The organism is Paludibacterium denitrificans, from assembly GCF_009707705.1.
GTDB classification, from domain to species: Bacteria; Pseudomonadota; Gammaproteobacteria; order Burkholderiales; family Chromobacteriaceae; genus Paludibacterium_A; species Paludibacterium_A denitrificans.
In genome coordinates this window covers 20,141-33,199 of the sequence record NZ_WLYX01000002.1, presented here as the reverse complement: position 1 = coordinate 33,199, position 13,059 = coordinate 20,141, and the positions used below count along the sequence as shown (strand labels likewise).

Annotated in this window: 14 protein-coding genes and 4 pseudogenes; 12 read left to right on the top strand and 6 right to left on the bottom strand. The window is 52.5% G+C overall.

Going from position 1 to position 13,059, the window contains the following annotated elements; all coding sequences use genetic code 11:
• Positions 1–8 precede the first annotated feature (8 nt).
• Together GKE73_RS20720 and GKE73_RS20715 are read left to right on the top strand one after the other, a co-directional pair.
• The gene (locus tag GKE73_RS20720; protein WP_230371598.1) at positions 9–350 is read left to right on the top strand and encodes a hypothetical protein; all 342 of its coding nucleotides are present in this window, start codon (positions 9–11) and stop codon (positions 348–350) included.
• Positions 351–415: 65 nt separating this feature from the next.
• The gene (locus GKE73_RS20715) at positions 416–781 is read left to right on the top strand and encodes a hypothetical protein (protein WP_230371597.1); all 366 of its coding nucleotides are present in this window, start codon (positions 416–418) and stop codon (positions 779–781) included.
• 611 nt (positions 782–1,392) lie between these two features.
• Here the strand turns inward: GKE73_RS20715 and GKE73_RS20710 are convergent.
• A pseudogene (locus GKE73_RS20710) lies at positions 1,393–1,600 on the bottom strand (integrase core domain-containing protein); the annotation flags it as partial.
• A gap of 210 nt (positions 1,601–1,810) precedes the next feature.
• On the opposite strand from GKE73_RS20710, the gene GKE73_RS20705 reads away from it, so the two are divergent.
• From GKE73_RS20705 to GKE73_RS20665, 9 genes are all read left to right on the top strand, one after another.
• On the top strand, positions 1,811–2,050 hold the full coding sequence (locus GKE73_RS20705) for a hypothetical protein (RefSeq protein WP_230371596.1): 240 nt from the start codon (positions 1,811–1,813) through the stop codon (positions 2,048–2,050).
• 332 nt (positions 2,051–2,382) lie between these two features.
• The gene (locus tag GKE73_RS20700; protein ID WP_230371595.1) at positions 2,383–3,255 is read left to right on the top strand and encodes a ParA family protein; all 873 of its coding nucleotides are present in this window, start codon (positions 2,383–2,385) and stop codon (positions 3,253–3,255) included.
• 15 nt (positions 3,256–3,270) lie between these two features.
• Positions 3,271–3,825: a ParB/RepB/Spo0J family partition protein gene (locus GKE73_RS20695; protein ID WP_230371594.1), complete on the top strand. Its 555-nt coding sequence runs from the start codon at positions 3,271–3,273 to the stop codon at positions 3,823–3,825.
• Entirely contained in the window at positions 3,812–4,264 is a 453-nt protein-coding gene (locus GKE73_RS20690; protein WP_230371593.1) for a hypothetical protein, read from the top strand. Before GKE73_RS20695 ends, GKE73_RS20690 begins: the two co-directional genes overlap by 14 nt.
• Before the next feature lie 759 nt (positions 4,265–5,023).
• Positions 5,024–5,296: a hypothetical protein gene (locus tag GKE73_RS20685; protein ID WP_230371592.1), complete on the top strand. Its 273-nt coding sequence runs from the start codon at positions 5,024–5,026 to the stop codon at positions 5,294–5,296.
• 242 nt (positions 5,297–5,538) lie between these two features.
• Complete coding sequence (locus GKE73_RS20680) at positions 5,539–6,192, top strand: hypothetical protein (RefSeq protein ID WP_230371591.1); 654 nt, start codon at positions 5,539–5,541, stop codon at positions 6,190–6,192.
• A 662-nt stretch (positions 6,193–6,854) separates the two neighbouring features.
• A complete protein-coding gene (locus tag GKE73_RS20675) occupies positions 6,855–7,058 on the top strand; it encodes a hypothetical protein (protein WP_230371590.1) in 204 nt (67 codons plus the stop codon).
• Between the two features lie 22 nt (positions 7,059–7,080).
• Complete coding sequence (locus GKE73_RS20670) at positions 7,081–7,230, top strand: hypothetical protein (protein WP_230371589.1); 150 nt, start codon at positions 7,081–7,083, stop codon at positions 7,228–7,230.
• A 10-nt stretch (positions 7,231–7,240) separates the two neighbouring features.
• A complete protein-coding gene (locus GKE73_RS20665) occupies positions 7,241–7,480 on the top strand; it encodes a hypothetical protein (protein WP_230371588.1) in 240 nt (79 codons plus the stop codon).
• Between the two features lie 525 nt (positions 7,481–8,005).
• Here the strand turns inward: GKE73_RS20665 and GKE73_RS20660 are convergent.
• The 5 genes and pseudogenes from GKE73_RS20660 to GKE73_RS20645 all read right to left on the bottom strand — a co-directional run.
• Positions 8,006–8,939: pseudogene (locus GKE73_RS20660) on the bottom strand (IS5 family transposase).
• Between the two features lie 4 nt (positions 8,940–8,943).
• Positions 8,944–9,225, bottom strand: a complete 282-nt coding sequence (locus tag GKE73_RS20655) for a hypothetical protein (protein WP_230371587.1) — start codon at positions 9,223–9,225, stop codon at positions 8,944–8,946.
• Positions 9,226–10,131: 906 nt separating this feature from the next.
• Positions 10,132–10,479, bottom strand: coding sequence for a type IV toxin-antitoxin system AbiEi family antitoxin domain-containing protein (locus GKE73_RS20650; RefSeq protein ID WP_230371586.1), 348 nt, complete (start codon positions 10,477–10,479; stop codon positions 10,132–10,134).
• A 149-nt stretch (positions 10,480–10,628) separates the two neighbouring features.
• On the bottom strand, positions 10,629–10,865 hold the full coding sequence (locus GKE73_RS26290) for an AbiEi antitoxin N-terminal domain-containing protein (protein ID WP_376767466.1): 237 nt from the start codon (positions 10,863–10,865) through the stop codon (positions 10,629–10,631).
• A 488-nt stretch (positions 10,866–11,353) separates the two neighbouring features.
• Positions 11,354–11,575 (bottom strand): annotated as a pseudogene (locus tag GKE73_RS20645) (DUF2442 domain-containing protein); the annotation flags it as partial.
• Positions 11,576–11,844: 269 nt separating this feature from the next.
• Between GKE73_RS20645 and GKE73_RS20640 the strand changes: the two are divergent.
• A pseudogene (locus GKE73_RS20640) lies at positions 11,845–12,921 on the top strand (IS5 family transposase).
• The last annotated feature ends 138 nt before the right edge of the window (positions 12,922–13,059 follow it).

Here is a 13,059-nt window from a genome sequence, read left to right as displayed (position 1 = left end):
TCAAAGCGATGGCACTTGAAGCTGAAAGTGGTGGTCTCGAACTGCACCGGCTGCCTTTCACGCCCACCAGTTTGCAACAGGGGCCTCATCTGCGTTTCATCCGCGAGGGCCATGGGCTTTGGCATGCCTTGTTTGATGCCTTCTACCAAGATGGTACGGCCGTGAAAACCGTCGAAGTAGATGGGGCAGTATTCCGCTACATGGAGCCGGAGGATGAGGATGAAGATGCCCATGAGTTCCTGTGCCAAATCTATTCCGATGGGCATTGGAAATTGGCGCCAGCCATTCACCTCATCTCAGACGAAGAGGATTTCGGCAGCACGCTGAACACTCTGGCCTGCTGGTTCTAATGCTAAACGTGGGGCTGGGTGCTTCCAAGTCCGCAAGCTCGTTGGAAATTGGAAAGAGATGTCGTATGTCTATCAAACATGAAATTCAGGCTCTCGTGATGAGCTTCGAAAAATTGGAAAATGAAGTACTCGTTCCTGAGGGTGATTACTCTAGTTCTGCACTCAATTCTCAGGAGATCTTTGACCGCTTGCCTCCCCAGACTCAGGCGTTAGTGGAAGAAGTAGTGGAAGAAGCCCGCACCACACTGCTACAACAAGGTGATGAGAGTTTAGAACTCAATTCTCGTGCACGTCGTACTCTTGCCAAGGAAGGGGGGCGTGTGGTCTACCAGACGGATCAGGATGACCCCTACCGGATGGTCGGTAACGTGACCATCGGGGGAGTCACTCTGGATCTAAGTGATCCGCCGTTGCAATCTCACGACGAGTAATCCCTGCCTATGCTTCCCCTACAACCTACTTGTGACTTCTGAGGGCAGTAATCCAACGACCGGCAGGGCAGTCACTTCGGTGAAGCCCAGCCGGTTTCCTGATGGCCTCATAAAGTGGAGTCGTATCAGCCTCTTCGGAACATCATGACAGCTGATTGGCTTTATGAGTTGGTGAACGAGGGTCTCTGCTGGGTTTGGGGCAATGCCCTGAAAGATGGATACAGCCAAACGGAAAGACTTTATAAGTCTTTGATTTTACCGCATTTGATACATTTTTTTTACAAAGAGCGCAAATTCTGTAGGAATTATTCACGTAGTCTGCAAGTTGGTAGGCTCCCCGCATGTGCACGTAAGTGAAAAATCCCTTACAAATCAAGGATCGCGTTTTTCACGAACTCTGCAAACCTACAATTCTTTCATCCCAAAGAGGCGGGGTCTCCAGCCCCGGCAATCCATCTTGGATCTGACGAAGCTTATCCTGCATACTACGCACGTTACAGAGTGAGAGGCGTGTACTGGATTGTGGCGAAATATCGCCGCATAGTGGTCGATGGAGACGCCATCAACCGCTTGCTCAACATCTTTTCCAAGACCTGCGCGGCCCCCCTTTTTTAGCTGTCGGCTAAAGTCGAGGTCATCTGGCTACGAGCCAGTTTCGGCTTCGGGGTCATGCCACCGAGTGCCATATTCGGCCGCTCGTGATTGTAGGTCCATATCCAGTCGGTGGCATAGTCCTGTACTTCGGCTATCGAATCGAACAGGTAATGCCCAAGCCAGTCGTAACGGACTGGTCAGGTTATAGTGTTCAATACAGGCTGAAGGTAAAAGCCCTGGTTCCGCGTCGCCCAAGTCCCCGATGGATTCTGCGTTCCCCCCCAAGAGCGGGTCCAACTCACTGACCGCTAGGTCACTGTCTCCCTGCCACGCGAGATTCCGAGCAATAGCTGCTTCTTCCGGGCAACCATCGAGCACGAGCACAAACACGCCAAAATTGCTGAAGACGGCATGGGCTAAATCGTCGAGGAAGAGGTGGCCACCATTCAGCGCGAATTCCAAGGGCAATATGGCTACTACCAAAATCTAAAGAATGCGCAGAGCCGTATTGATCAGCGGTGCGCTTCCATTGAGCGGCGAATGCAATTGGTGCTGGATCGTGTGGAACAGATGAACGGTGGCGTTGACACGCCGCAGGAATACGCCAGAGTCCAATCCGTATGCAAAGATCGGTCGGTACCCAAGAAATCCCTGTGGGAAAAATGGTTCGGCTAAGCCCCCCGAAGACAGAAGAATAAAGCGAGGAAATGAACGAGCAAGGCCCGTAGATACCGAGCCAGCACATAGAGGGGTGGAAAAACCCGGATTTTTGGCCTTTTTCCTCCCCTAACTGCGTGTCCATTCTGGATAAGATGCACGCTGGAGTAAGAATTCCCAACAAAATAATTACGACAAATAGGTAAACACGGGAAATTAGCCTCACGAAGTCGGCAAAAACAACGTAAATAAATCTTTGTAATCAACGATATATGAATGTGAAAAAATTATGTGTTGCGGCAAGTTCGGGGTAATGACACAATGCACCCCATTCAATAGAGGGGACCATCATGGCAGCAAAAGTCATAGTGATGATCAATAACAAGGGCGGCGTTGGCAAAACCACGCTAACAACCAACCTTGGTGATGGTCTCGGCCGTCTGGGCAACAACATTCTTGTTATCGACTTGGACCCTCAAGGGAACTCCAGCTCGTTGCTAAGCCCGGTCAATCCTGAGCGCCTAGGTATGAATGTTGGCGATCTGATGATGGCCGACGATCCCCTAATCCATCTGGGGAAATGCCTGATCGAAGAAACGGGGTTTAAGCGCGTAAACCTTCTTCCGGCCAACCTGCGGTTGGACATTCAGGCTGAAGAAATCCACATGAAGATGTTTAACGCTTCGTTCCGCCTGAAAAAGGTCGTGGACGAAGTGAAAGACCTCTACGACTACATCATCATCGACTGCCCGCCACGACTTTCCGGCGTATTGTTAGCGAATGCACTGGCCTGCGCCGATCACGTTATTGTCCCCATTGAATCTGGCGATGAATTTTCTATCTCCGGGCTGGAAAACGTACTGGTCTATGTCTCGCGCGCCAAGTCTCAACTCAACCCGGAAATGGCAACACCGTTCTGTCTGATGAACAAAGTTTCACGGCGAACGTTGGGGGCGAAACAGACTGAACACGCGCTTAGAACACGCGTTTCTGAGAAAGCCGATATCGAGCTGCTCGAAACATCCATCCCTGAGAGCGTTCAGGCAAAAAACTCTCTAATGGCGCGGACGCCCATTATCTCATTCAAAGACAATACGGCGATTGCAGATGCAATCCGCGACCCGGCCGACGAAGTCAATCACAGAGTCGGTGGAAAACCGCGAGTGCGTGGAACGGGTCACAAGTCGAAAAGCAATGAGTCAACTCGCGTAGATGCGGCTTAATTGAGTAGAGAAATCATGTCCGACAACCTTTCCATTGCAGACAAACTCGCCGCCAGAGCCAAAGACCGCGAGCAAGCGCTAAAAGATAATGGCGTATTCTCTGGCGATATTTTCCCGGGAGTTCGTTCAACCATCGCCGTCGGTGGTGAAGAAGAAATCAAACTCATCCCGATCGATCAAATTGACGAACCCGATATCCCACAACGCTGGCACTACCCGGAAGAAGAAGTGTCCGCGATGGCGCAAGCCCTACTTTCCGAAGGTGATGGCAATGCACTGGCTGGCCAGCTGCAGGCTGTCATCATCAGAGAAAAGGACAATGGCCGCTATGAAATGATCGAAGGATTGACCCGGCTAAAGGCGTTCAAAAACCACCATCTTGGCCCGGTTATTAAGGCAGTCATCCGCTCGGGGGTAGATGGCCGCTCCGCGTTCCGTATGGGTTTTAAGGCAAACGAAAAGCGTAACCCATTGACAGACTATGACAAAGGCATGTCTTTTGCCAAGTTGATCGAAAGAAAAACTTACGATTCCAGTGCAAAGCCTTGCTGCCGATTTGGAAGTTTCTGATAAAAAGGTTTACGCATTGCTGGCGTTCAGCAAATTACCAGAAACGACAAGAAGCATTATCGAGCAAGATAAATACCGCTTCAGCTATAACGTAGCGGTTCAGCTGGCATCGCTCAACAACAAAACCGAGAGCGAGGAAGAACTAAATAAAGTGGCCACCAAAGTCCTGACCGGCGCCCTGGACGGGCGACAAGGTGGCCAAGCACGTAGCATCGATCTCCTCTGGGAAAACGGCCAGAAACAACAGGAATGGAACCACCACCACATTGCCCGGGCTGGGAAAATGCGTTACACCAACAAAAGAATGTTGGTTGACTTAGATTTAAGCGCCTATCCACCAGATATGAGCGAAGAAATCGCCAGAAAGATCAAACTTGTCTTGAAGGATTATGAGACACCTGAGTTGCCACCCGATGATGGTCAAAGTGATGGTGACTAACACCTTCAAAACAAGGCATTCCATGCTTCGTTCTATAGCTATAGAAAACCGGCTCCATCATCAGCCGGTTGACGTTGTTTCTATAGCTATAGAATTCCCCTTCCCCTCGCCACATCAAGATCCCGTTTCTATAGCTATAGAAAAAGTTATCGCCAAACGCTTAGCCGTCAGACAGTTTCTATAGCTATAGAAAACAGACCGTGACCAACCTTACCCCTTGCGTTTCTATAGCTATAGAAAACCATTGCAGCGAAACGGGTGCTCAAAGCGAAACAGGCAACGAACAGAGCGAAGTAGATCAACATGCTTCGGGAAAAACTTTCTATAGCTATAGAAAGCCGGTGCCGACTCCAAGCTGGCACCCAGCAAGTTTTCTATAGCTATAGAATTCTGCCTCTCGTCCGCACATTCAGAAATGATTTCTATAGCTATAGAAAACAGAAAGCGCGGTATTGACGCGCTTCGAGATGATGGCAGAACAAATGGCAGCATCGCTCCGCATTCCTCCGGAGAGATGTTCTATAGCTATAGAAAGTCATCGACCAACATCCCACGTATGCCTCATCCAGTTTCTATAGCTATAGAAACCCGGCGAACTGCTAGGGAACGAACAAGCAGATTAAAACCAAGGCTACAAGCTGGCCCACCACTTAGACCCCCGAGAAACCCTCGGGGGTTTTTACTTTCCGATCAAAATTTCAACTTCGCCCGTCTCGGCCACTCCGGCTCAGACGGGCGAAGTCTTTTTGGGAACGAGAAATGAGCCTTTCCGAAAACTTCCCGCACAAGCTTGCCATCCTGCAAGTTGCACTGCGGGCTAAAAAGCTAAAGATCAACGAGTACCTGCAAGATATGGCCGAGCAGTCGGTTATCAGCAGTTTGCTGGTATTCCTTAATTCCAGTGATTTCCGTTGCCCGATAACGGTTCCACGCAAAATCATTGGCCAGTACAGCATGCTGGGGCGTAGCGCGCTGTATCTGAAATTGGCGAGCCTCGGAAGAACGAAAACTTATCGAACGATTCGACGGTGAACGAGCCATCCGCTTTACCGAACTCGGAGCGAGTCTGCTGACAGCGATTGAGGAGAAATCAGAAAACAGCACAAAGAAAGAGAAACGGTCTTTCTTCCGTGTTGGTAGATCAAATTTTCCGAAAGAAGTGATTCCGCTGTTAACGCGAGGAATATCAGAAAAACAGATGGTTTTCCTGATGTCCGAAGCAAAAAAAGCGAATGTAAAAATTCAGGAACAAATCAAGAAATTTGGAAAAATTATTGAACGATATGAAGGCAAAACCTTGTTCCCCGGTATTCAGAAATTTCCTGCGAAATCCAGAAAAGTATCTGGTGGCCGACAAGAAAAAACAGGAGAAACAGCAGTTCACCGACAAACAGCGCAAACTGTTAATACTGTTTCAAAACATGTCAGTTAATGACATGGGCATATTAAGACCGGGTGAAAAGGTCGCCAGCCATGAAGGCGTCTGGACACTCAGCTCACCGGAGATAAATGGAGGAGCTCCCATGCCAATCACCGATGAGATGCTGGCGGAGTTGGAACAGCGATTGGCAGATGTCTGCAGAAAAGCGGTCGTCAATATGGATGGGCACGTCGTCATTCCAATGGCTTGCCTGCCAACGCCGTTGATCTGGAAAGCCGATGAGAAGGATGGAAAACCTGTTGTCTACACGGGTGACAAGAAGCTGGTGGGCGCTTGGGAGTCAATCTACGGCGCATTGCTTAGCGGTATATCAACACTGGTCATTCCTGTTTGGCGAAGACACACAAGATCCTCGCCAAGGCACCAGCTTTATCAGGAAGGGAGTGCGTTACCCGGTAGAGCGTATCGCGGCAGGTCGAGCCCTGCTATTTGCCGAACGCGATGGTCGCACCTGGACAGAGAACATCGAAGCCAGGCTGTTGGGTGACGGCAGCCTGCAATGGTTGTGAGTAACACAGGGGGAGTCCATTTCGTGGACAGTATATATCCAGCCTACGGCAGACCAAAAAATAAAGGTTAAGACGAGATCGTTCGCGTTGCGATGGGAAAAACCCGGTTTGGGGTCTCTTTTCAGGGGATTAGCTCACCGACCAGTGTGACAAACGTGCCAAACGTACAAAACGTACAAAACAGTAAGGAGTCATCGTGGATAGGACCACGCTCCATTCGGAGCGAATGCAACGCCTTGAATATGCCCAACGGCAGCTGTGGCTGCATGACGAGTTTCAGGAGCTACCGAGCCGGTATTGGGGGATTGCCTGCCAGCTACTAGGTGAAGTGGATCTGTTGGCGCCGTCAGACTGGGTGAATGTTTCCATTCGGGACTTTAGTCAACGGCTTGGCCTGCCTCATACACGAATCAGAGATGCCCTCTCCCGGTTGGAAGATAGTGGTTATCTGAGTCTTCGCTTTAGTGCGGATCGGTGTTCTGTACGGCTGAAGCTCGAGGTGTGTTTATCGAACCTCTTGGTCTGAATGGCATGCCAGAAGGCGCCAGAAAAGGATAATGAGCATGGAGTACGCATTTGTTGGCAGGTTAAAAATGGATGCACAGTGCATGCCGTAGGCGATGGGCCAGACAAGAGTCTGGTGATCGCGGATGTGCTCGATATGCTGCACCGTGGGATACAGGTCGAACGGCTTCCCGTGCAGGAAGCCAATAACCTGATTGCCGGTTGTTCGATGTGTCCGCGCGGTCCATTTCCCAAAGGCGCCGGAGAGGCTATGTGTGGTCTTGAACTTGAGTCGTTGGTTGCTACCGTATTTGCTCAACGCAACGAACCGCCGAAATAAAGGTGGGAAAAGGAAACGGTATATGAGCAAGTTATGGATCATCACAGTGCTGGTAGTGACGGCCTCCTGCCAAGCTTCAGCAATGAAGCACGCCCCCATGCAATCAGATCCTCATTATTTGGAATGGCATCTGGAAAACAGCGCCGGATTTCTTGGCCCCTCGGGAAATTGAGGGCGCATTCATGGCGGATATGCATGCTGTGTTTAACTGCAGTGGCAAAGACAGTGCACCTGAGTCAGCCAAGCTGGAACAAGCCAATCAAATTCTGCTATCTGCGTTGAGAGAGTTGATGTCTACACATCGATTCAACATCGCCAGCCTACGTCCCAGTGAGGTACACAGCCGGGCGTTCAACGCTATCGAAGCCGCAGAGGCGGTCATGGCTGGGTTATCCAATGGCTTGAGTAAGGATTCCCCTTGAAATTATCCACAGAAACTTTGGATAACTCAGGGCAAATTATCAATGAGATCAGCTATGAGCCCGGTCATTCAATCATTGCACTAAATTGATTAAATATTAATCAGCAAGGATTGCGTTACCGCGCGGGTGCTGCCATTATCCCAAATGAATAACCTGTGGCGTTGAGAACAATGCAAACAACGAAATTGTGTAATCTCTGCCGAAAACCCGCGTCGAAAAGCCTTCACTGTCATGTTGATGGGGTCGACCAAGAGTTCCATGTCTGTACTTCCACCCGGTGCTATGCCCGGGCGGTCAATGCGGTCAATCGCCTGACTGAGCTGGCCAATCAGCGAACAATCCGGAGTTGCCGCAGGACTCAAGGCGTGTTGCCGAGCCTGAGCGTGACCCCGTCCTAGTTGATGGCACGCATAGTAAACGGATGTTTGATATTTTCGGAAAGGTGATGGTTAGGTGAGACCGTCGTGATTCGGCTTTGTTGCACAAATCAGTTAAAGGCCGAACTACCCCAAACCCCAAGCGGACTTATCCCATGCGGACCGTGTGCAGCGTGCCCAGCGCAGTAAAGCGATTGAGTATCGCAGCACAGATTTGAAGCTCTGCAACCTGCCGGTCAAAGTCCCGCGATTTGACGCGGTCTGCCAACAATTTGAAGCAATGCATTTTCGTCTCGACCAGGCTGCGGCGATGGTAGCCAGTCCACTTTTTCCAGAGCGTCCTTCCCAAGTACTTCACCGCGCGCAGTGACTCATTGCGAGCCTGATTGCCCTGTGAATTCCCTTTCCAGAGTTGACCGTTTCGCCGCGGGGGAATGATGGCCGCTGCGCCACGTTCTGCAATCGCAGCGTGACACAGGCGCGTGTCGTACGCCCCATCCGTGGTTACCGTCATCAGTTCTTCTGACGCTGGGATTTGCGATAGCAACTCCGGCAGCATGGTGGCGTCGCCAGTGCGGTTGTCCGTCACTTCCATTGCACGGATTTCCAGCGTCTGCGCATCCACCCCCAGATGCAGCTTGCGCCATTGGCGGCGGTAGTCTGCACCATGCTTTTTCACCTTCCACTCGCCTTCGCCCATCATCTTTATGCCGGTGCTATCCACCAGCAGATGCAGGCAACCCTGCTTTTTCTGTACCGGGATACGCACTTGTAGGTCTTTCTGGCGTCGGGAGAGCGTACTGAAATCAGGCACCGCCCAGTCGAGCCCGGCCAAATGCAGCATGCTTTCGACCATGCCAGTGGTTTGGCGTAACGCGAGGCCAAAAAGGCATTTAATGGTGAGACAGAACTGAATGGCGGCGTCGGTAAACGTTGGCTGGCGCCCCCGTTTACCAGTGGCTTACCGCTAGCCAGTTCATAGCCTTGTCGAGCCAGAGGAGTAGTTGCCCTCGCTGCTTGAGGGACTGATTGTAGGTCTGCCAGTTGGTGGTTTGGTACTTGGGAGGGAGGGGCTTGCTCATGCCGTCATTCTACCGGACGTATACAAGCCCAGATTTGTGCAACAAAGCCGGTCTCTATCGCACTGAGGCCGAGGCTGCAAATGCTCGCGATCAGTTGGGTGGTGAGTACGTGGCCAAGTTTGGCGAGCATCGACTCGGGACGAACGAGTTCATCTTTTCCTAAGAAGTCTGCTGGTCGCTGCCGGGCGTGCTCGGTAGCAACGAGCTGACTCGACAGGCGAGTTTCGCGGGCGAAACTCAAGGCGTTCGCGTTATTTTTCCCTGCCGTCCCTGTGCTGGCTGTCATGCCAGTCGAGACAAGTGCAGTGGAGGCGGAAGCATAAGCACTCGCCGTCCAGCAGAATGCGCTATCCTTGGTTGATTTTCACCGGGAGACGGTGTGGTGAGGGGCTACCGCTGGATGTCGCATTCCGCGCGCCCAACTCGCCTTCATCCCACTTGAAGGGGCACTTACCCTCGTGTAATCCCCGCATGGGCATCCGCGCAATACGGTACTTGCCAGATCGGTATTTTTCGGGGCTTAGATAGGCATGTTCGCAATCGTAGGCGAATACCGACAGTATGAGTTCCGACTTACCGATGCGTACTGTCATGGTTTGCTCATCTTGAGCAAGCTGCGTTTTCACCGTGAAAACATCGTGAGGAATGTCGTTCTGGCCGAACTACGGTCGGATCTCCTGTAGCAGGGGGGCGCCCTCAGGATTGGGGCTCCGACCTACCGATGCGTACTGTCATGGTTTGCTCATCTTGAGCAAGCTGCGTTTTCACCGTGAAAACATCGTGAGGAATGTCGTTCTGGCCGAACTACGGTCGGATTTCCTGTAGCAGGGGGGCGCCCTCAGGATTGGGGCTCCGACCTACCGGTGCGTACCATCATGGTTTGCCCATCTTGAGCGAACTACGTTTTCACCGTGAAAATATGACATCGATGATATCGACCGGGATTATCCTCAATCCAATATAAGCTTTTAAATCATGCCTCTTGGCGCTGGCAGGTGCTCAAGGAGTGCAGAATACAGCCTAGAAAATTCCTTTTTCCCGTGGTGATACCGGCCACCTATTGAGGTGGCGCTTTGCTTTCTCGTCGTGATGACACACTCAGCGCTCAGCTGTAAGGTTCTCGACCAGTGGCGGTAACATATCCAAGATTACCGAGTTTTCTTGGTATATCACTAGCTATGGCACATTTGAATCACGGCTTGAGCGTCAGCCGCTCACCATCAGGCCCAACCATCGACCATCGTTTCCCGCTACTGAGCGCATCAGCGCGCACCTGAGCGATTGTGGCCCAGTCATAGTCCTCTTGCTGGGCAAGATCTCGTACCAGCCGCACCACTTTCACCCGATGACAGTGATCAAGCAGCTCGGCCATTACCGCCGGGCGGATATTTCTAAGGCCCACAAACATGTTACGGACCTCCTCAAGGCTCTGCCCGCGGCCGATATCGCTTATGAGCTCAAGGATGGCTCGCTCGCGGCATGAGACGAAGACCTCGGGGTGTCCGCCGTGGAGGGTGCGAAGGTGTTGTTGATAGGGCATGCCTAAGATCGAAAAGTGAGGTGCTCTGACAGGTAATATGCACGCTATCTTTTGCCCATTGAGGGAGATCGATCGGCGTCGGTGACCAAAGCGTGAGCCGCTCTCTCATCATGATATTGTGACGGATACCTTGCCGGTCCAGTGCAGTTTTACCTCCGATGTGAAGTCCAGGGGGTACGACGTCCGAGGAAGGAGACAATGCCGTCAGATGTCAAATGATCCCCGGTTAGCAGGTAAGCGCCTCGCCCAAGTCGCTGAAGCCATCCTTGCCCGGTCAGGCGCGAGGCCTCAGCCGAGGATATCCCAAGATCTGCCAGCATTCTGGCATCGATTGGTTGGCCGCGAGGGGCTCGCCGCATGATGAGCTGTATGGTAAGACGTGACATGTATGGAATAATAATAGAAATAACTATATTTTTATTAACTTCTCCAAATAAATTACGCAAAATATCAAGTTAATTGGGTTGATCATGCTGATTTTTTGGGATGCCGAGTTTACGGACTTCATTGACTGCGAGTTGATCAGTATTGGCATGGTCAGTGAGGATGGCCAGCATGAGCTTTACCTCGAGGTGCAGGACTTTGACCTTTCGAAGTGCAGAGCCTTTGTGCAGTCCACCGTGTGGTCCCAGCTGGGTCAGGTCGCCGGTGCCAGTGTGAGCCGGGGGGGCTGGGAAAGCGCTTACGAGACTGGTTCGAGAGACAGCCCATTGCTTCCGATTCGCAACATGACAGAGATCTACTGGCGGATGCGCTGGAGGGGGAGTGGTCAGAGAATCTGGAGGGTTGGTACGACACTGAGAGTGTGCATGGCCAGTGCCGGATTTGAGTGTGCGGTGATGGAGTATCACTCGCAGACGCGAAGGCCTTGGCACTATGCGCTGTACGATGCCGAAGCTCTACGGGCGGGGCTTAAGAGTCGAAGTAGCTGCTCCATGTCGCTACGGCCAGCCAGCAAGCCGTTAATCGACAGGTCTTCGTCCAACTCATCCCAATGGATGCCGTGGGCGCTCAGCTCACACTTGGCCAACTGCTTTTCGCTGGTGGACAGCAGGCGCGGAAACCAAGCCAGCGGAACCCCCAACGTGCGGCCATCATATAGCTTTACCTACATAGTGTCATCGTCAAGCCGAACAGCGTTAACCAAAGTCGTCATTCCGGCCCTTTTCCGCTCCAAACGGTTTAGTCGCAGCTGATTCTGTTACTCAAAGCATCTGATGGGCCTCCAGCGCCTCGCCCGGATCCGCCTATGAGAGCGGCGTGCGCATATTTTGCACTCGTTCGCTAACAGGCTGTTGAAATACTGGCGTCTCGCGCACCGATCAGCGACGATGCGGACAAGTACTCAAGATGGAAGGATGCGCGATGCGCGGAGCAGACGGTTATAACGAAGCGTTGTTCACCACCATTCGGCTTGAGGAATTCGTTCCGGCCAACCATCCGCTGCGCCCCATCCGCACCCGGCTCAACGAAGCCCTCACCAAATGGATGGCCGCTTCTCGGCAATGTATGAGGCCGATGTCAAAGGAGGACGGCCGAGCTTGCGCCTGAGAAACTGATGCGCGCCATGTTGCTTCAGGTGCTGTATAGCATCCGCAGCGAGCGACTGCTGGTTGAACAGATTTCCTACAACCTGCTGTTCCGCTGGTTCGTCGGCCTCGCCATTGAAGACCCCGTGTGGAACCACTCCGTATTCAGCAAGAATCGTGACCGGCTGATGACCTTTGATGCCGTCACCGAATTATTCAATACTACGGTCGAGATGGCCGCCAGCAAAGGGCTGTTATCGGGGGAACACTTCAGCGTCGATGGCTCCTTGATCCGTGCGTGGGCCAGCCATAAAAGCGTGCGGAGTAAGGATGGAAGTGACGACGACCGCCCCCCAGACAACTGGCATGGAGAGAAGCGCAGTAACGCCAGTCATGCTTCGGTCTCCGATCCAGAAAGCAAGCTGTACCGCAAAAGTAGCGTCGCACCGGCACAGCTGAGTTACCCGGGCACGTACTGACAGCCAATCGTCATGGCTTGGTAGTCAATGTGCGCGCCAGCACTGCCGATGGCTATGCTGAACGGGATGTGGCGGCCACCATGCTGGCCGATGTTTGCCGACCGGATACCCGCGTAACGGTCGGTGCCGACAAGAACTACGACACGCGTGGCTTCGTCAGTGCATGTCGCAAGATGAAGGTGACGCCGCATGTGGCACGTAATACCCGGCGAACCGGAGGCAGCGCGATTGACGGTCGCACCACGCGACCGCTGAGTCAGCGTCGGCGCAAATGCATCGAGCAGTGTTTCGGCTGGGTCAAAACCATCGGCCCGATCCGCCAGGTGATGGTGCGGAGTTTGGCCAAAGTGGATCAGTTGCTGACACTGACGATGGCGGCCTACAACCTGATACGGCTACGTTCATTGGTCGCATTGCGTCCGCAGCTGCCGTGAGCGGGTCGTTATCGGGGAAATCCACCCCGCAAGCGCCGTCTGATGAGGGATTCTGGCTTGAACTGGCTGTGGGAACGGCAGCTGGGGGGGGCGATGTGAAGCATGGGTCACGCGCAAGCAGAAGCAGGAATGCGCCCG